Source organism: Kitasatospora sp. NPDC097605, assembly GCF_040302725.1.
Taxonomy (GTDB): Bacteria; Actinomycetota; Actinomycetes; order Streptomycetales; family Streptomycetaceae; genus Kitasatospora.
Window position 1 is genome coordinate 1 of sequence record NZ_JBEOSF010000035.1, and the last position, 16,341, is coordinate 16,341.

13 protein-coding genes are annotated in these 16,341 nt (G+C 75.4%); 3 read left to right on the forward strand and 10 right to left on the reverse strand.

What is annotated here, in order from left to right; genetic code table 11:
* Window positions 1–369 precede the first annotated feature (369 nt).
* The 8 genes from ABTX81_RS29855 to ABTX81_RS29890 all read right to left on the reverse strand — a co-directional run bounded on the left by ABTX81_RS29855 (window position 370) and on the right by ABTX81_RS29890 (window position 9,068).
* The gene (locus ABTX81_RS29855; protein ID WP_350551905.1) at window positions 370–1,452 is read right to left on the reverse strand and encodes a glycerate kinase; all 1,083 of its coding nucleotides are present in this window, start codon (window positions 1,450–1,452) and stop codon (window positions 370–372) included.
* The gene (locus tag ABTX81_RS29860) at window positions 1,449–2,303 is read right to left on the reverse strand and encodes a sugar phosphate isomerase/epimerase family protein (protein WP_350551908.1); all 855 of its coding nucleotides are present in this window, start codon (window positions 2,301–2,303) and stop codon (window positions 1,449–1,451) included. The genes ABTX81_RS29855 and ABTX81_RS29860 overlap by 4 nt, the downstream gene beginning before the upstream one ends.
* Window positions 2,300–3,457, reverse strand: a complete 1,158-nt coding sequence (locus ABTX81_RS29865; RefSeq protein WP_350551910.1) for a dihydrodipicolinate synthase family protein — start codon at window positions 3,455–3,457, stop codon at window positions 2,300–2,302. Before ABTX81_RS29865 ends, ABTX81_RS29860 begins: the two co-directional genes overlap by 4 nt.
* 99 nt (window positions 3,458–3,556) lie before the next feature.
* Complete coding sequence (locus tag ABTX81_RS29870) at window positions 3,557–4,708, reverse strand: Gfo/Idh/MocA family protein (protein ID WP_350551913.1); 1,152 nt, start codon at window positions 4,706–4,708, stop codon at window positions 3,557–3,559.
* Between the two features lie 70 nt (window positions 4,709–4,778).
* Complete coding sequence (locus tag ABTX81_RS29875; protein WP_350552084.1) at window positions 4,779–5,759, reverse strand: hydroxyacid dehydrogenase; 981 nt, start codon at window positions 5,757–5,759, stop codon at window positions 4,779–4,781.
* A 113-nt stretch (window positions 5,760–5,872) separates the two neighbouring features.
* On the reverse strand, window positions 5,873–6,778 hold the full coding sequence (locus tag ABTX81_RS29880) for a carbohydrate ABC transporter permease (protein ID WP_350551915.1): 906 nt from the start codon (window positions 6,776–6,778) through the stop codon (window positions 5,873–5,875).
* Window positions 6,775–7,719 carry a carbohydrate ABC transporter permease gene (locus ABTX81_RS29885; protein ID WP_502892891.1) on the reverse strand — a complete coding sequence of 315 codons (945 nt, stop codon included), beginning with the start codon at window positions 7,717–7,719 and terminating at the stop codon, window positions 6,775–6,777. The genes ABTX81_RS29880 and ABTX81_RS29885 overlap by 4 nt, the downstream gene beginning before the upstream one ends.
* The gene (locus ABTX81_RS29890; protein WP_350551918.1) at window positions 7,716–9,068 is read right to left on the reverse strand and encodes an ABC transporter substrate-binding protein; all 1,353 of its coding nucleotides are present in this window, start codon (window positions 9,066–9,068) and stop codon (window positions 7,716–7,718) included. Before ABTX81_RS29890 ends, ABTX81_RS29885 begins: the two co-directional genes overlap by 4 nt.
* Before the next feature lie 325 nt (window positions 9,069–9,393).
* Between ABTX81_RS29890 and ABTX81_RS29895 the strand changes: the two genes are divergently transcribed.
* On the forward strand, window positions 9,394–11,322 hold the full coding sequence (locus ABTX81_RS29895) for a DUF2264 domain-containing protein (RefSeq protein WP_350551921.1): 1,929 nt from the start codon (window positions 9,394–9,396) through the stop codon (window positions 11,320–11,322).
* Between the two features lie 349 nt (window positions 11,323–11,671).
* Complete coding sequence (locus tag ABTX81_RS29900; RefSeq protein WP_350551923.1) at window positions 11,672–12,454, forward strand: sugar phosphate isomerase/epimerase family protein; 783 nt, start codon at window positions 11,672–11,674, stop codon at window positions 12,452–12,454.
* 46 nt (window positions 12,455–12,500) lie between these two features.
* On the opposite strand, the gene ABTX81_RS29905 is transcribed toward ABTX81_RS29900, so the two are convergent.
* Together ABTX81_RS29905 and ABTX81_RS29910 are read right to left on the reverse strand one after the other, a co-directional pair.
* On the reverse strand, window positions 12,501–12,884 hold the full coding sequence (locus ABTX81_RS29905) for a hypothetical protein (protein WP_350551926.1): 384 nt from the start codon (window positions 12,882–12,884) through the stop codon (window positions 12,501–12,503).
* A gap of 188 nt (window positions 12,885–13,072) precedes the next feature.
* Window positions 13,073–14,176 (reverse strand): substrate-binding domain-containing protein, encoded by a 1,104-nt coding sequence (locus tag ABTX81_RS29910; RefSeq protein ID WP_350551928.1) that lies wholly within the window; start codon window positions 14,174–14,176, stop codon window positions 13,073–13,075.
* Window positions 14,177–14,462: 286 nt separating this feature from the next.
* On the opposite strand from ABTX81_RS29910, the gene ABTX81_RS29915 reads away from it, so the two are divergent.
* A complete protein-coding gene (locus tag ABTX81_RS29915; RefSeq protein ID WP_350551931.1) occupies window positions 14,463–16,262 on the forward strand; it encodes a glycoside hydrolase family 35 protein in 1,800 nt (599 codons plus the stop codon).
* Window positions 16,263–16,341: the final 79 nt, after the last annotated feature.

Consider the following 16,341-nt stretch of genomic DNA (forward strand, 5'->3'; position numbering starts at 1 on the left):
CTGTCGCTGCGGAGGGCGACCCGGTGGTGGTCGCGGTGGTCGGGCGGGAGGTCGTGCTCTTGGTGGCCGGGGCCGAAGTCCCGGGCGGGGCGGCACCGCGCTCTCCGTCACGGTCCCTGAAGAACCTCGACGGCGGGGCGGGCCGGTCCTCGCCACCCTGGGCCGGGACGGCCGGTTGAAGCCCGTCAGCCATTGCGCGGCGCGCAGGCCCGGTTGACAGTGCGGTGGCCGCGTGCCAACAGCCCTGCTGTAGAACGGAGTCCACGAATCCCGGCCGTGCGCCGGGCGTCGAGGAAGCGGGCTGGCGAGGACGGAGCGGCGTCACGTCGGGGGACGAGGTCGCGTGGCCCGTGCGGACGTCGCGGGGGGTCAGCCCGCCGGGTGGGTGCGGGCCAGGTGGGCGCCGGCGGTGGTGAGCCAGTGGATGGCGCGGGCGCGGGCGTCGGCCGGATCGCCGGACAGCTCCGTGAGGGTGAGCGCGCCGGGGCCGGCGGCCTCGCCGGCGACGACCCGGGCGGGGACGCCGGCCAGCTCGGCGCGGGCGAGGACCTCGCCGACCGCCTTGCCGAGCAGGCTGGTGGCGTCGAAGCGGCCCTCGCCGGTGATCACCAGGCCGGCCCCGGCGAGGGCCGTGCCGAGTCCGGTCAGCTCGGCCACCGCGGCCGCGCCGGGAACCACCTGGGCACCCCAGGCGGTCACCAGGCCGTACGCGGTGCCGCCGGCCGCGCCCGAGCCGGGGAGGTCCGGGTCGCCGCCGAGCAGATCGGCGAAGCGGCGCAACCCCGCCTCCAGGACGGCGACCCGGGCCGGGTCGGCGCCCTTCTGCGGTCCGTAGACCGCGGCCGCCCCGGTGGGGCCGAGCAGCGGGTTGGTGACATCGGTCAGCAGCCGGACGCCGCCGGGCGGCGCGGCGCGCAGGGCCGAGGCGTCGATCCGGTCGGCCCGGGCGAGGGCGCCGCCGCCGTCCGGGAGCGGGGCACCGTCGTCGTCCAGCAGCCGCAGGCCGAGGGCGGCCAGCAGGCCGGCGCCGCCGTCGGTGGACGCGGAGCCGCCGAGCGCGACGGTCACCCGCCGCGCGCCGGCGTCCAGCGCGGCGGCGATGGTCTGGCCGGTGCCCCGGGTGCCGGCGGTGAGCGGGGCGAGGGTGCCGCCGAGCAGCGGCAGGCCGCCGGTGTCGGCGAGTTCGACCAGCGCGGTGCCGTCCGGCAGCAGCGCGTAACGTCCGGTGACCGGTCGCCCGTCGGGGCCGGTGCAGCCGGGGACCGGGTGCAGGACGGCGCCGGGCAGGGCCGCCGCGAGCGCGTCGAGGGTGCCCTCCCCGCCGTCGGCCATCGGGCGGATCACCAGCTCGTCGTCCGGCCGCACCGAGCGCCAGCCCGCGGCCAGGGCCAGGGCGGCGTCCCGGGCGGTGACGGTGCCCTTGAAGGAGTCGGGCGCGACGACGACCCTCACGGCCGGGCCAGGTGGGTGAGGTGCCGCTCGATCAGGGTGCGCAGCGTCAGCTCGCCCGGGGTGTCCCAGACCTCCTGGTTGAAGATCTCGACCTCGATCCAGCCGTCGTACCCGGCGGCGGTGACCAGGTCGGTGAGGGAGCGGAAGTCGATGTGGCCGTCGCCGACGTGGCCGCGGCCGAGCAGGGCGTCGGCGGGCAGCGGCAGGGTCCAGTCGCACACCTGGTAGGAGGCGATCCGGTCCTCCCGCCCGGCGCGGGCGATCTGCTCGCGCAGCGCGGGGTCCCACCAGACGTGGTAGCTGTCCACGACGACGCCGACCTGCCGGGCGGGGTGCGGGGCGGCGAGGTCGAGCGCCTGGCCCAGGGTGGAGACCACCGCCCGGTCGGCGCAGAACATCGGGTGCAGCGGCTCGATCGCCAGCCGTACGCCGAAGTCGCCGGCGTGCGGCGCGAGTTCGGCGAGCAGGTCGGCGACGGAGGCCCGGGCGCCGACCAGGTCGCGGCTGCCGGCCGGCAGGCCGCCGACCACCAGCACCAGGGTGTCGGTGCCGAGTTCGGCGGCCTCCTCGATGGCCTGGAGGTTGTCGGCGAGCGCGGCCCGGCGCTGCTCGGGCCCGTCGGCGGTGAGGAAGCCGCCCCGGCAGAGGGTGCTGACGGCCAGTCCGGCGTCCCGGCACAGCTTCGCGGAGCGGGCCAGGCCGGTCTCGGCGACCTTGTCGCGCCACAGCCCGATGGCCGGGATGCCGGCGTCCACACAGCCCCGGACGGCCTCCGGGAGGCTCCAGCCCCGGGTGGTGATCTGGTTGAGGGACAGCTTCGCGAGCCCGTTCGGCGCGGTGGCGGCGCTCATGCCGTCACCCCCGCGACCGCCAGCAGCCGGCGCATCCGGTCGGCCGCGAGGTCCGGGTCGGGGAGGACCCCGGCCGCGTCCGCGAGCCGGAACAGTTCCACCAGGTGGGGGACCGAGCGCCCGCTCTGCGCACCGCCCACCATGGTGAAGTGGTCCTGGTGGCCGGCCAGCCAGGCGAGGAAGACCACCCCGGTCTTGTAGTGGAAGGTCGGCGCGGCGAACAGGTGCCGGGCCAGCGGCACGGTCGGCGCGAACAGCGCGTCGTAGCGGTCGAGGTCGCCCTCGTCGAGCGCCCGCAGCGCCGCCGCGGCGGTGGCCGCGATCGGGTCGAAGACGCCCAGCAGGGCGTGGCTGTGGCCGAGTTCGTCGCCGCGGATCAGCTCGGGGTAGTGGAAGTCGTCGCCCGTGTACATCCGCACCCCGGCCGGCAGCGCGCGGCGCAGGGCGATCTCCCGGTCGGCGTCCAGCAGCGAGACCTTGATGCCCTCGATCCGGTCGGCGTGCGCGCCGATCAGTTCCAGCACGGTGGCGGCGGCCGCGTCGAGGTCGGTGGAGCCCCAGTAGCCGGCGAGCGCGGGGTCGAACATCTCGCCGAGCCAGTGCAGCAGCACGGGCCGTTCGGAGTCGGCGATCAGCCCGCCGTACACCTCCAGGTAGTCCTCCGGGCCGCGGGCGGCGGCGGCCAGGGCGCGGCTGGCCATCAGGATCGGCTGGGCGCCGGCCCCCTGGACCACGGCCAGCTGCTCCTGGTAGGCGGCCCGGACGGCGTCCAGCGCGTGGGGGCCGGGGGCCAGCTGGTCGGTGCCGACGCCGCAGGCCAGCCGGCCGCCGCAGGCCCGGGCCGCGGCGCCGGAGCGGGTGATCAGCTCGCGGGTGGCCGGCCAGTCGAGGCCCATGCCGCGCTGGGCGGTGTCCATCGCGTCGGCCACGCCGAGGCCCAGCGACCACAGGTGGTGGCGGAAGGCGAGGGTGGCGTCCCAGTCGACGGCGGCGGGCGCGCCGGGGGCGTTGTCGCCCAGCGGGTCGGCGACCACATGGGCGGCGGCGAAGGCCACCCGCGAGCGGGCGGCGGCCGGCCCGGGGTGCGGGGCGGGCAGCGCGGCGGGCTCGCGCAGCCGGATCCGGCCGTGGCCGGGCAGGTCGATCTCGGTCATGGTGTCAGCGCAATCGTCTCGTCGGCGGGCGGCGGCGGGGCGAGGGGTTCCCCGGCGGCCTGGTGCGGGGCGGCCGGCCGGGATGCGGCCGGCGGGCCGTCACAGGGACAGCTCGGGGACGTCCAAGCGGCGCCCCTCGCGGGCGGAGCGCAGGCCGAGCTCGGCGAGCTGGACGCCCTTGGCGCCCTCCAGCAGGTCCCAGTGGTACGGGGAGCCGGTGGTCACATGGCGCAGGAACAGCTCCCACTGCGCCTTGAAGCCGTTGTCGAACTCCTCGTTGTCCGGCACCCGCTGCCACTGCGCGCGGAACGGCTCGGTGGCCGGCAGGTCCGGGTTCCAGACCGGCTTGGGGGTGGCCGCCCGGTGCTGGAAGCGGCACTCGCGCAGGCCGGCGACCGCGCTGCCCTCGGTGCCGTCCACCTGGAACTCCACCAGCTCGTCGCGGTCCACCCGGACCGCCCAGGAGGAGTTGATCTGGGCGGTGATGCCGCCCTCCAGCTCGAAGACGCCGTACGCGGCGTCGTCGGCGGTGGCCCGGTAGACCCCTCCGCGCTCGTCCGTCCGCTCGGGGATGTGGGTGGCGGTGTGGGCGTAGACCGAGCGGACCGGGGCGATGATGCCGTCCAGCACGTAGCGCCAGTGCGGGAACATGTCGAGGACCATGCCGCCGCCGTCCTCGGCGCGGTAGTTCCAGGACGGCCGCTGGGCCTGCTGCCAGTCGCCCTCGAAGACCCAGTAGCCGAACTCGCCGCGCACGGAGAGGATCCGGCCGAAGAAGCCGCCGTCCACCAGCCGCTTGAGCTTGCGCAGGCCGGGGAGGAAGAGCTTGTCCTGCACGGCGCCGTTGCGGACCCCGGCGTCGCGGGCGAGGCGCGCGAGGTCGAGCGCGGCCTCCAGCGACTCGGCGGTGGGCTTCTCGGTGTAGATGTGCTTGCCGGCGGCGATCGCCGTGCGCAGCGCGGCCTCCCGGGCGGGGGTGACCTGGGCGTCGAAGTAGATCTCGGCGAGCGGGTGGGCGAGGGCCTCGTCGAGCGAGGTGGTCCAGTGGGTGAGGCCGTGCCGGTCGGCGAGGTTCTTGAGCTTGTCGGCGCTGCGGCCGACCAGGATCGGCTCGGGCCAGAGCGTCTCGCCGTCGCCGAGCGGCAGGCCGCCCTGGTCGCGGATGGCCAGGATGGAGCGGACCAGGTGCTGGCGGTAGCCCATCCGGCCGGTGACGCCGTTCATGACGATGCCGATCACCCTGCGGGACATGGGGGTTCTCCGATTCGTTGCTGGTGCGGGGAGCGCGGTGCGGGGGCGCGGTGTCCTGGGGGCCAGGGGATCACGCGGTGCGGTGGACGTCCTCGGCGAGGACGGGGTGGGCGAACGGCTGCCCGGCGGTGTAGCGGGCGAGTTCGTCCGCGGCGGCGGCCGCCATCCGGTGCAGCTCGCCGCCGAGGGAGCCGGCCACATGGGGGGTGAGCACGACGTTCGGCAGGTCGTAGAGCGGGGAGTCGGCGGGCAGCACCTCGGGCTCGGTGACGTCGATGACGGCGTCGAGCCGCCCGGAGACGACCTCGCGCACCAGCGCCTGCTGGTCGACCAGCGAGCCGCGGGAGGTGTTGACCAGGGTGCTGCCGTCGCGCATCAGGGCGAGCCGGCGGCCGTCGATCAGGTGCCGGGTGGCCGGGAGCTCGGGGGCGTGCACGCTCACCACGTCGGAGGCGGCGCAGAGCTCGTCCAGGCCGACGGCGCGCGCGCCGAGCCGGGCGGCCTCGGCGGGGTCGACGTAGGGGTCGTGCAGCAGCAGGTCGAGGTCGTGCGGACGCAGTAGCTCCAGCACCCGCCGCCCGATCCGGGAGGCGCCGACGATGCCGACGGTGCGCCGGTAGTTGCCCGCGGTGGCGTACGCCAGCTGCCAGTCGTACGGGGCGCGGCGGCGCCGGTACTCCTCGCGGATCGGCAGCAGCCGCTTGTTGGCGAGCAGCACGACGGCGACGGTGTACTCGGCGACCGGCAGGGCGTTGGCCCAGGCCGCGGAGGTGACCTGCAGGCCGCGGCGCCAGCAGGCCTCGGTGACATGGTGCTTGACCGAGCCGGCGGCGTGGATGACGGCGGTCAGCCTCGGGGCCGCGGCCAGCACCTCCTCGTCGATCGGCGGGCAGCCCCAGCTGGAGACGATCACCTCGGCGTCGGCGAGCGCCGCGCGGGCCTCGGGGGTGCTGAAGTCGTCCAGGACGAGCGCCGGGTCGAGGTCGGCCAGCGCGGTGAGCCGGGCCAGGGTGTGCGGGTCGATCAGGCGGCCGGCGAGCTCGCGGTGCATGGCGAGGACGGCGCGGGGGCGGCAGGCGGGCCGGCCGTCGGGCACGGTGGTCTCCCGGTCGGGGGTAGGGGCGGTGGCGGTGGAAGCGCCGTTCACGGCGGCGGGGTTCGGGTTCACTTGACGCTCCCCGCGGTCAGCCCGGCCTTCCAGTGCCGCTGGAGCAGCACGAACGCGAGCACGAGCGGCACGACGGCGAGCAGCGAGCCGGTGATGACCAGCGGGTAGTACTCCGGGAAGGCCTTGGTCTGGGCGTTCCAGCTGAACAGGCCGAGGCTGACCGGGAAGAGCCGGCTGTCGGAGAGCATCACCAGCGGCAGGAAGAAGTTGTTCCAGATCGCGGTGAACTGGAACAGCAGGATGGTGACGAAGCCGGGCATCACCATCCGCAGCCCGATCGACCAGAAGGTCCGCAGCTCCCCGGCGCCGTCCATCCGGGCGGCCTCCAGGACCTCGTTCGGCACGTAGCCGGCGCAGAACACCCGGGCCAGGTAGACGCCGAAGGGGTTGACCAGCGAGGGCAGGAAGACCGCCCAGAAGGTGTTGACGATGCCGAGCTCGGAGGCCAGCAGGTACATCGGCAGGGCGAGCGCCGTGGTCGGGACCAGTACGCCCAGCAGCACCAGGCCGAACAGCTTCTCCTTGCCGGGGAAGCGGTAGACGTGGAAGGCGTAGCCGGCCGCGACGCACACCAGGGCGCAGAGCAGCGAGCCGATGCCCGCGTACAGCAGCGAGTTGAGGTACCAGCGGAAGTAGATGCCGTCGCCGGTGGTGGCCAGGTCGTGCAGGTTCTCCCCGAGCCGGAAGTTGTCGGCGCCCAGGGCGTTCCCGCCGAGCAGGTCGGCGGTGTTCTTGGCGGAGGCGGTCAGCAGCCAGCCGAGCGGCCACAGGGTGTAGACGGTGGCGAGTACCAGGGTGCCGTTGACGGCGGCCTTGGAGAGCGTCCAGGGGCGGCGCGGCCGGTCCGCCCGGGCCGGACGGCGGGGCGGGGCGCCGCTGGGGCGGGTGGCGGTGGTGGTCATGCGTCGGCCTCCCGCCGGCGTTCGGAGCGGCCCCGGGTGAGCCGGGTGACGGCGAAGGAGAGCCCCGCCGCGGCGAGCGCCAGCAGCACCGAGGCGGAGGCGGCGAGCCCGTAGTCGTGGCGCTCGAAGGCGGCCGTGTAGGCGTACATGTTCGGGGTCCAGGACGAGGTGACGCCCGGCGAGGTGCCGTAGAGGATCATCGGCTCGGTGAACAGCTGGAGCGAGCCGATCACCGTGAACAGGCCGACCATGGCGATCGAGGGCCGGATCAGCGGCACCTTGATGCTCAGGGCGGTCCGCAGCGGTCCGGCACCGTCGACGACGGCGGCCTCCAGCACGGTGCGGTCGATCGCCTGCAGGGCGGCGTAGAAGATGACCAGGTTGTACCCGGTCCACTGCCACAGCGCCATGTTGACGACGGCGGGCAGCGGGTGGCCGAGCGGATCGGCCTGGGTGCCCAGGGTCTCCAGCGCGTCCAGCACGGGGCTGATGCCCGGGGTGTACAGGTACATCCAGAGCAGGGCGGCGATGATGCCGGGCACGGCGTGCGGGATGAACAGCGTCAGCTGGAAGAAGCGCCGGGCGCGGGCCAGCGTGGAGTCCAGCAGCAGGGCGAGGACCAGCGCCAGGCCGGTCATCAGCGGGATGTAGAGCAGGCAGTACTGCGCGGCGGTCAGGAAGCCGCCGCGGAACGCCTCGTCGCCCAGGGCCCGGGTGTAGTTGCCGAGCCCGGTGAAGACCGTCTCGGCGTCGCCGAAGCCGAGGCCGTCGCGGCGTTCGGTGAACAGGCTGAGCCGGATCGCGTAGCCGATCGGGATCAGCGTGCACGCGGTGAAGAGCAGGAGGAACGGGGCGAGCAGCACGGCCGGTGCCCCGTACCGCCCGCCCCGCCGACCGGCGGCGGCGCGGGCGGTACGGCCGGGACGGGTGCCGGTGGTCACTGGGCGACCTTCAGTCCGCGGTTCTTGAACTCGGCGACGGTGGCCTGCTGCGCGGTGTCGAGCGCCTGGTCGATGGTGCCGCTCCTGTCGGCGACCTTGCCGAAGGAGTCCTTCAGCGAGCCGTTGGTGAGGCCCATCGCCGGGCCCCAGGTCCAGCCCGGCTTGATCGACTTGGCGGCGTCCGCGTACAGGGCGTAGAGGTCCTGGCCGCCGTAGAAGTCGGTGTTGAAGGCCTGCTTGGCGACCGGCACCAGCTCGGTGGCGGCCGGGTAGGCGGAGGAGGTGCCGGAGGAGATCCGGGCCTTGAAGCCGTCGGCGGTGGTGGTCGCCCAGGTGGCGAACTCGACGGCGGCCTTGGCCTTCTTGCTGTCCTTGGACACCGCGAAGGTGGTGCCGCCGAGCATGCCGCTGGCGGGGGTGCCGTCCCAGCTGGGCATCGGCGCGGCCGCCCAGGTGCCGTTGACCTCGGGGGTGGTGCCGACGTTGGCCTTGAGGACGCCGCCGCCCCAGGTGGCGCCGAGGTAGCCGGCCGTCTCGCCCTTCTGCAGGGACGCGGTCCACTGCTGGCTGAAGGACGGCATGACGCGCACGAGGTCCTCGTCGGCCAGCTTCTGCCAGTACTCGGAGACCTTGCGGGTCTCCGGGCCGGTCAGGTCGGCCTTCCAGGCCTCGTCGGCGGCGGTGAACCAGTGGGCGCCGTTCTGCCAGGCCATCGCCTCGAAGGTGGTCGGGTCGTCCGGGAAGAAGGTGGCGATGCGGGTGTCGGGCTGGGCGGCCTTCAGCTGCTGCGCCGCGGTGCGGAACTCGTCCCAGGTCCTGGGGACGGTGATGCCGGCCTTGGCGAAGAGGTCCTTGCGGTAGTAGAAGACCTGGGGAGCGGCGTCCAGCGGCAGCGCCCAGGTCCGCCCGCCGAGCGAGGTGAGCTCGACGGCCTGCGGCAGGTACTTGGCCTTGAGGTCGGCGCCGACGAGCTTGCTGATGTCCTGGACGGCGCCCTGGCTGACGAAGTCCGGCAGCTGCGGGTACTCGACGTTGAAGACGTCGGGGGCGTTGCCGGCCTTGACCGCGTTGGAGAGCTTGGCGTAGCCGCCGGCGGCGCCCGCCGGGATCTCCTCGAAGGTGACCTGGATGTCCGGGTGGCTCGCGTTGAACGCGGCGACCACGTCCTTGGTGCCCTTCGCCCAGCCCCAGAAGGTCAGGCTGACCGGCTTGCCGTCCTCCGCTGCGGCGGTCCCGGCCCCGTCCCCGTCGCTGCCGCAGGCGGCGAGCAGGGTGACACAGAGCGCGGCCGAGGTGGCCGCGGCGGCGACGCGGAGGGCTCTGCGCCGGGAGAGGGGGGTCGAGCGCATGGGTGGGCTCCTTACGGCGAGGGTGCGCGGGCCCCGGGACGGTCGGCTCCGACCGGAACCCGCAGGGGGTGGGGGCGATTGGCTGTCATCCTGAGCAGGTCGGCGATCGGAGTCAAGAGATTTGGATCAAATGATCCAACCTGATCGGTGTGGACGGGGGCTCCCGTGGCCGCCGTGACCACCGGAAATGCCGAAAATTCCGGGCAATGGGCCGCCGGGGAGGCAACATCACAATCCGATCAAGCCGTTCATTTGATCGCTTCAGCTTGACGAATGATCAGGCGCTGCCTAGATTCCGGCTCACCACCCGATCACGGAGGACCTCATGCGCCTGCCCCCGGAGGACCGCGACCTCAGCCCGCGCACCGGCTGGACCCGCGCGCACTGGGAGGCGGTGGCCGACACCCTGCTGACCGCGGTCCGCCCGTACGCCGGTCCCGCCGGGGCGCTGATCGACCTGCCCGGCCCCCGCCCCAGCCGGTCCGGGCGCCGCTCCGACGGCCTGGAGGGATTCGCCCGCACCTTCCTGCCCGCCGCCCTGCGGGTGGCCGGCGCGGGCGGCGCCGATCCGCACGGCCTGCTGGAGCGCTACGCCGCCGGACTCGACGCGGGCACCCGCGCCCCCACCGGCGAGCGCGACCTCGCCGACGGCGACCGCGAGTCCTGGCCGCTGATCACCGACCGGGGCCAGGCCATGGTCGAGGCCGCCTCCATCGCCTTCGCGCTGCGCCTCACCCGCCCCTGGCTCTGGGACCGGCTCTCCGGACCCGTCCGCGACCGGGTCGGCCGCTGGCTCACCGACGCCCTGCACCGCACGCCCAACGACAACAACTGGCGGCTCTTCCCGCTCGCCGTCGGCGGCTTCCTGGCCGAGGCCGGCATCGCCGAACCCGAGGCCCGCGCGGCGGTCCGGCGCGGCCTGGAGCACATCGACCGCTGGTACCTCGACGACGGCTGGTACACCGACGGCCGCCCCCGCGCCTTCGACCACTACAACGGCTGGGCCCTGCACCTCTACCCCGTCCTGCACGCCCACCTCGCCGACGACCGGCCCCTGCGCGCCGTGTACGGCGAACGCCTCGCCGCCCACCTGGCCGGCTACGCCCACACCTTCGGCGCCGACGGCGCCCCCGTCCACCAGGGCCGCTCGCTCACCTACCGCTTCGCCGCCACCGCGCCGCTCTGGGCCGGGGCCCTCACCGGCCACACCCCGCTCGCCCCCGGCACCACCCGCCGGCTCGCCTCCGGCGCCCTGCGCCACTTCCTCGACCGCGGCGCCGTCGACGACCGGGGCCTGCTCACCCTCGGGTGGCACGGCCCCGACCTCCGGCTCGTCCAGGTCTACTCCGGCCCCGCCTCCCCGTACTGGGCCGGCAGCGCCTTCCTCGGCCTGCTGCTCCCGCCCGGCCACCCGGTGTGGACCGCCCCCGAGGGGCCCGCCCCCGTCGAGGAGCGCGACACCGTGCTCGCCCTGCCCGGGCCCGGCTGGCTGGTGCAGTCCACCGCCGCCGACGGCCTGGTCCGGCTGCACAACCACGGCAGCGACGACCAGCCCGCGGAAGCCGTGGGGCCGGACGACCCGCACTACGCCCGGCTCGCCCACTCCACCGCCACCGGGCCGGCCTTCGAGGGCCCCGCCGACAACCACCTCGCCCTGCTGACCGACGCCGGACCCACCGAACGCGGCCGCGTCCACCCGCTCGGCACCGGTCCCGGCTGGGCCGCCTCCCGCTGGCACCCGCGCGTCGGCGGTCACCGGCTGCCCGGCGTCACCGTCACCTCGCTCACCCTCGCCCACGGCGCCGAGGAGGTCCGGGCCCACCTGGTCACCGGCGGGCCGGCCGGCACCCCGGTCACCCAGACCGGCTGGGCCGTCGCGGGCACCCGCACCGAGCAACTGGCGGCAGGCGTCCGGGCCGACGGGCGGCTCGCCTCCGAACTGCACGCCCTGCACGGTTTCACCGCCGCCGACGACGCACGGGTCCCCGGCGGCACCGCCTTCGGCCCCGAGGCGGCGCTGCCCCGCCTCACCGGGGAACTCCCCGCCACCGGCCCCGCTCTCTTCGCCTGCGCCGCCCGCCTCACCGCCACCCCCCACCCACCCGCCCTCGCCGACACCATCACCCTGGAAGCCCGCCCCGACGACGGGGATCCGACGGCCGTCCTGCTGACCGTCCGTCCCACCGGCGCCCCGCCCCGGCGGATCCGCCTGGCACCGGGCGAGGTCACCGTCCTCGCCGCTGAACAGGACTGACACGCCGTGCCCCTCGGTCCCGCCCGGGCCACCGCTCGCCCGTGCCGCCGCCCCGCCCGCCTGTCCTCGTCGACGCCCTCACCCGCGGAGGCCCGGCCCGACGAGCGGGATCGGGCGGTCGTCGTGCTGACGGTCCACCCTGCGGAGGAGGGCTGAGCCGCTATGCTCCTCGCCCCCTCCGACCTGCCCGGGCCGCCGTGCTGACCGTCCGTTTCGCCGGTGCCCCTCTCCACCCGCGGCCCGCCCAGGCTGCCGCCCGCCCGTTCGCCCTCGCCGCTGCCGTGCGTCCGCAGGGGCGGCCGGGGCGGGCAGGGTCGCCGTCCGCCCCGCTGAACAGGACTGAACCGCCGTGCCTCTCGCCCTCGCCACCCTCGGCCTGCCCGGCCTACCGCTCGACCGCGCCGCCGCCCTCGCCGTCGAGCACGGCTGGCACGGCCTCGAACTGCGCTGCGCCGACGACCAGCCCGTCCGCCCCGGGCTGGACGCGGACGAACGCCGGCGGGCCGCCGGGCTGCTGTCCCGGGCCGGGGTGCTCCCGCTGACGCTCGCCTCCTACGTCGGCGTCGCCGCCCCCGGGCCGGACGCGCCGGTGCTCTCCGAGCTGACCGCCCACCTGCGGCTGGCCGCCGACCTCGGTTGCCGGTACCTGCGGGTCTTCCCGCACGGCGGCCCCGGACCCGCGGCCGAGGCGGACGGGCGCGCGGTCCGCCGGCTGCGCCGGGCCGCCCCGCAGGCGGCGGCCCTCGGGGTGCGGATCCTCGTCGAGACCCACGACTCGCACCGCTCCGGCGCCGCGCTGGCGCCGCTGCTGCACCGGGTGGACCACCCCGCCGTCGGCGCGCTCTGGGACCTGCTGCACACCTGGCTGGCCGCCGAGACCCCGGCGCAGACCCACCGGGCGCTCGGCCCCCACCTGGGATACGTCCAGGTCAAGGATGTCGCCTCGGCGGACGACCTCACCCCGCTGCCACTCGGCGCGGGCGTGCTGCCGATCGCCGACTGCCTGCACCTGCTGCCGCCCGGCGCCTGGGCGGCCTGGGAGTACGAGGCCCCCTGGCACCCGCGCGCCGCGCCCCTCGCCCCGCAGCTGGGCCCCGGGGCGCGTCACCTGTCGGCGCTGCTGCGGGGCTGACCCGGAAGCCCGGGCGCGGGCAGGCCCGGAGTCCGTTCCGACCTGCTCAGCCCGGTGCCGGAGCGCTGCCCGGGGGGCCCGTCGTGGCGGTGCCGTCGAGGCTCTTGAGCGACTCTCCCTCCTCGTACGAGACGTGGATGCCGCCGACCAGCCCGGCGATGGCGTCTCTGAGCTCCCTGGACGTCGTCCCCGCCTTGGTGGTGGTGACCTTGATGCCGGACCCGTCCGGGAGCGTGGCGGCGGAATGGACGGGGGCCGGGAGCTTGTCCGACTCCGCCGCTTCCCCGATCAGCTTGATCGCCGGGTCGACGGTCCCGCGTGAGTACCGGCACTTCCGGATCACGGTGTAGGAGGTCCGGATGCCCGGGTGCGCCGCCGACGCCGCTTCGACGAGGTCCCGCGCCCGCCCCTCGTCGGTCACGAACAGCACGACCCGCCGCCCGGCACCTTGAACACCTGGTCCGTGGAGGCGTTCCGCCCGGCCTGGGTCCCCGACTTCCGCTTGACCGCCGGCTCGTCCGCGCCGTCCATGTCCTGACTCCATGCGCCGTGCCGTGACGTCTCCCGGATCCTAGCGGCGCCCACCGACAGGCGGGCGCCCCCCGGGCGGGAAGGGCGTCAGGCCAGAAGGACGGTGCCGGCCCGGTCGGCTCCGCAGGAGGCGCGGACGCGCAGGGCCGGGAGCAGGGCCGTGCGGTGCACCGGGAGTTCGGAGCCGGCCGTCAGGCGGCGCAGCAGGAGGTCGACGGCGGCCGCGCCGACCGCGTGCTTGGGCGGGGCGACGGCGGTCAGCGGGGGTGCGGCGAGGGCGGCGAAGACGTCGTCGTAGGCGACCAGCGCGACGTCCGCGGGCACCGCCAGGCCGTGCGCGCGCAGCAGTGGCGGCAGCCGCAGGGCGTCCTGGTCGTTGTGGACGAGCACCGCCCGCGTCCCGGACCGCACGGCCTCGGCGACCCGTGCCGCCAGCAGTTCGGGGTCGGTCGGGACGTTGCCGGGCCCGAGGGTGTCCAGCGCCGGCAGGGCGGGCAGCCCGAGCAGCCGGGTGCCCTCGTGGTAGCCGGCCCGGACCTCGGCGGCCGTCCAGGAGTCGCCCCGGGCGGCCAGCAGTACGCTCTCGTGGCCGAGTCCGGCCAGGTGGCGCAGGGCGCTCAGCACCCCGTGGCGGTGGTCGGAGGCCACCGTGTCCAGCCCGGAGCCGGGGCCGGCCGGGGTGGGGGAGCGGCGTTCCACCAGGACGGCGGGCACCGGCAGGGTGTCCAGCCAGGTGTAGTCCTCGGCCGGCCGGCCGGGGAGCAGTCCCGGGGCCAGCAGCAGGCCCTCGGCGCCGGACTCCAGCAGGCGTTCGGCCTGCAGCCGGTCGCCGCCCTCCCCGTACGGGGCGATGCCGAGGACCAGCCGGGCCCCGGCGGCGGTGGTGGCGGCCCGGGCCCCGGCGATCACCTCGTCGAAGTAGGAGCCGACCGAGGGTACCAGCAGGCCGAGGGCGCGGCCCTCGCCCGGGCCGGGGAGCGTCGGCGCTCCGGAGGCGTCGGGGCGTTCCAGGGAGACGAAGCCGTGCGAGCGGGAGAGCCGGCCGGCGTCGGCGAGCGCGGCGATGTCGCGGCGGACCGTCACGGCCGGGATGCCCAGCCGGTCGGCCAGCTCCGTGAGCCGGACCCGTCCGCCGAGCTCGCCGACGGCCGACACGATCAGCCGGCGGCGCTCTTCCCCCGAAATCGCCATCCTGGCCTCCCCATGTCGTGCCCGCCGAAGCGTCGTCCGGAAGCGGTCCGCCGGTGATATTCCGATCGAAGAGTATCGTTCGATCGAAAATTGATCAATAATGCCGGTGATCGCCGATCGATTGACCGTGCGATCACCGAACTCCTAGGGTTGTCCCCGGTGGCCGCCGAGCCGCCGGCCTGCCGCCGACCAGACGCAGCCACCCGCGCGGCCGTGCGCCCGGACCCGCCCAGGTCCCACGCCCCTCACTCCCGCCTCACTCCCGCCCCTTCCCGCGGAGGATCCGATGGCCGATCAGGCCCCCCACCCCGTCCTCACCACCGACGGCGACACCTTCCTGCGCGACGGATGTCCGCACCGGATCGTCTCCGCCGCCGTCCACTACTTCCGCATCCGCCCCGAACAGTGGACCGACCGCCTCACCCGGCTGCGCGCCATGGGCGTCAACACCGTCGAGACGTACGTCGCCTGGAACTTCCACCAGCCCACGCCGCAGCACGCCGACTTCACCGGCGACCGCGACCTCGCCGGCTTCGTCCGCGCCGCCGGCGACCTCGGCCTCGACGTCATCGTCCGCCCCGGCCCGTACATCTGCGCCGAGTGGGAGTTCGGCGGCCTCCCCGCCTGGCTGCTCGCCGACCCCGCGATGCGGCTGCGCCGTCTGGACCCGCCCTTCCTCGCCGCCGTGGAGGCCTGGTTCGACCACCTGGTGCCCGTCCTGCTCCCGCTGCTCTCCTCCCGCGGCGGCCCGGTGGTCGCCGTCGCCGTGGAGAACGAGTACGGCAGCTACGGCAACGACACCGCCTACCTCGAACACCTGCGGGACGCCCTGGTCACCCGCGGCGTCGACGTGCTGCTGTTCACCGCCGACGGCGCCGAGGACGGCTTCCAGCTCGGCGGCCGGGTGCCCGGACTCCTCACCACCGGCACCTTCGGCTCCCGCCCCGAGGAGTCCCTCGCCTGCCTGCGCCGCCACCAGCCGGTCGGCCCGCTGGTCACCATGGAGTACTGGTGCGGCTGGTTCGACCACTGGGGCACCCCGCACCACGTGCGCGACGCCGAGGACGCCGCCGCGGTGCTCGACGCCCAGCTCGCCGCCGGCGCCTCGGTCAATCTGTACATGGGCCACGGCGGCACCAACTTCGGCTGGTGGAACGGCGCCAACCACGACGGCACCGAGTACCAGCCGGACGTCACCAGCTACGACTACGACGCCCCGGTCGGCGAGGCCGGTGAACTCACCGAGAAGTTCCACCGCTTCCGCGAGGTGATCGAACGCCATCTCGGCCCCAACCCCCACCCGCTGCCCCCGCTGCCCGCCCGCCTCGCCCCCCGCACCGCCCCCGTCACCGCGAGCCGCCCGCTGCTCGGCGCCGACGGCGCCCTCGGCGAGCTCTCCACCGCGCACCACCTCCCCGAGCCCCGCCCGATGGAGCGGCTCGGCCAGAACGTCGGCCTCATCCACTACCGCACCCGCCTGCGCGGCCCGCTCGCCCACGGCGAGCTGCGGGTGGACGGCCTGGCCGACCGCGCCCAGGTCTTCCTCGACGGCGAATCCCTCGGCGTCCTCGACCGCAACCACCCGGAGCGGGCCCTGCCGCTGAGCGTGCCCGAGGGCGGCGCCGTGCTCGACCTGCTCGTCGAGAACCTGGGCCGGATCAACTACGGACCGCTGCTGCACGATCCCAAGGGCATCACCGGCGGCGTCCGGATCGACCGGCAGTACCAGTTCGGCTGGGAGGCGCGCCCGCTGCCGCTCGACGACCTGACGGCGCTCGTCCTCGGTGCGCCCTCCACCGCCGACGGGCCGGCCTTCCACCGCGCCGAACTGGCCGTGGACACCCCCGCCGACGGCTTCCTCGCCCTGCCCGGCTTCACCAAGGGCATGGTCTGGCTGAACGGGTTCGCCCTCGGCCGCTACTGGGACCGCGGGCCGCAGCGCACCCTCTACGCCCCGGCGCCGCTCTGGCGGGCCGGCGCCAACGAGCTGCTGGTCCTCGAACTCCACCGCCCGGGCGACCACGTCGAACTGGTCGAGGCCCCCGACCTCGGCCCGGTCGTCCCCGAGGAGCGCTACGGCTCCTGACGCCGGCCGCCTCCGCCGGGATCCGCCGGGGTCCGCCGCCTTCCTGCCGTCCGGTGACCGAGTGGTAGGTTCTGTCCAC

What these genes read in the sequence shown, in the direction of transcription:
- ABTX81_RS29860 (WP_350551908.1), bottom strand. Translation starts at nt 2,303, where the DNA reads ATGAGCGCCGCCACCGCGCCGAACGGGCTCGCGAAGCTGTCCCTCAAC.
- ABTX81_RS29890 (WP_350551918.1), bottom strand. Translation starts at nt 9,068, where the DNA reads ATGCGCTCGACCCCCCTCTCCCGGCGCAGAGCCCTCCGCGTCGCCGCC.
- ABTX81_RS29870 (WP_350551913.1), bottom strand. Translation starts at nt 4,708, where the DNA reads ATGTCCCGCAGGGTGATCGGCATCGTCATGAACGGCGTCACCGGCCGG.
- ABTX81_RS29875 (WP_350552084.1), bottom strand. Translation starts at nt 5,759, where the DNA reads ATGCACCGCGAGCTCGCCGGCCGCCTGATCGACCCGCACACCCTGGCC.
- ABTX81_RS29910 (WP_350551928.1), bottom strand. Translation starts at nt 14,176, where the DNA reads ATGGCGATTTCGGGGGAAGAGCGCCGCCGGCTGATCGTGTCGGCCGTC.
- ABTX81_RS29880 (WP_350551915.1), bottom strand. Translation starts at nt 6,778, where the DNA reads ATGACCACCACCGCCACCCGCCCCAGCGGCGCCCCGCCCCGCCGTCCG.
- ABTX81_RS29895 (WP_350551921.1), top strand. Translation starts at nt 9,394, where the DNA reads ATGCGCCTGCCCCCGGAGGACCGCGACCTCAGCCCGCGCACCGGCTGG.
- ABTX81_RS29865 (WP_350551910.1), bottom strand. Translation starts at nt 3,457, where the DNA reads ATGACCGAGATCGACCTGCCCGGCCACGGCCGGATCCGGCTGCGCGAG.
- ABTX81_RS29915 (WP_350551931.1), top strand. Translation starts at nt 14,463, where the DNA reads ATGGCCGATCAGGCCCCCCACCCCGTCCTCACCACCGACGGCGACACC.